At 75.7% G+C, this 725-nt stretch carries 1 protein-coding gene; it reads left to right on the top strand.

The window, feature by feature from the left end:
• On the top strand, positions 1 to 662 hold a 662-nt coding region (locus tag CA983_RS44555; RefSeq protein WP_244207379.1), incomplete at its 5' end, for a carbohydrate kinase family protein.
• Positions 663 to 725: the final 63 nt, after the last annotated feature.

Here is a 725-nt window from a genome sequence, read left to right as displayed (position 1 = left end):
CGCCCCGCGCGCGTGCCGCCGTCGCCTCCCTCACGCCCGGCGTGAGCGCGCCCTGGATCGCCCAGGCCGCGAGCAAGGGCACGCGGGTCTTCGGCGACGTCGGCTGGGACGACACCGGCGCGTGGGACCTGGCGGCGCTGCCCGACCTGCGGTACTGCGAGGCGTTCCTGCCGAACGCGGAGGAGGCCATGCGGTACACGGGCGCGGACTGCCCCAGGGCGGCGGCACACGCCCTGACCGAGCACGTGCCGCTCGCGGTGGTCACGCTCGGGGCGGACGGCGCGTATGCGGTGGACCGGCGTACGGGCGAGACGGCGGAGGTGCCGGCGATCGAGGTCGAGGCGCTCGATCCGACGGGGGCGGGGGACGTGTTCGTCGCCGGGTTCGTGACGGGGACGCTGGCGGACTGGCCGCTGGCGGACCGGCTGGCCTTCGCCGGGCTGACCGCGGCGCTGTCCGTGCAGGAGTTCGGGGGGTCGTTGTCGGCGCCGGGGTGGTCGGAGATCGCGGCGTGGTGGCGGAGGGTGCAGTCGGTGGAGGGGCAGGATCCGGCGGCGTTGCGGCGGTACGGGTTCCTGGCGGGGCTGGTGTCGGAGGAGCTGGTCAGGCCCTGGCCATTGCGGCGGGCCGTGCCGACGATCGGCTTTCGGCGCTCGGCGTGACCGAACCGTCCCAGGCGGCTCCGCCCCTGGACCCCCGGACTTATGCCCACCCACCACCCGAAT

This window comes from Streptomyces swartbergensis (assembly GCF_002148965.1).
Taxonomy (GTDB): domain Bacteria; phylum Actinomycetota; class Actinomycetes; order Streptomycetales; family Streptomycetaceae; genus Streptomyces; species Streptomyces swartbergensis.
This window is presented reverse-complemented; position numbering and strand designations above follow the sequence as displayed.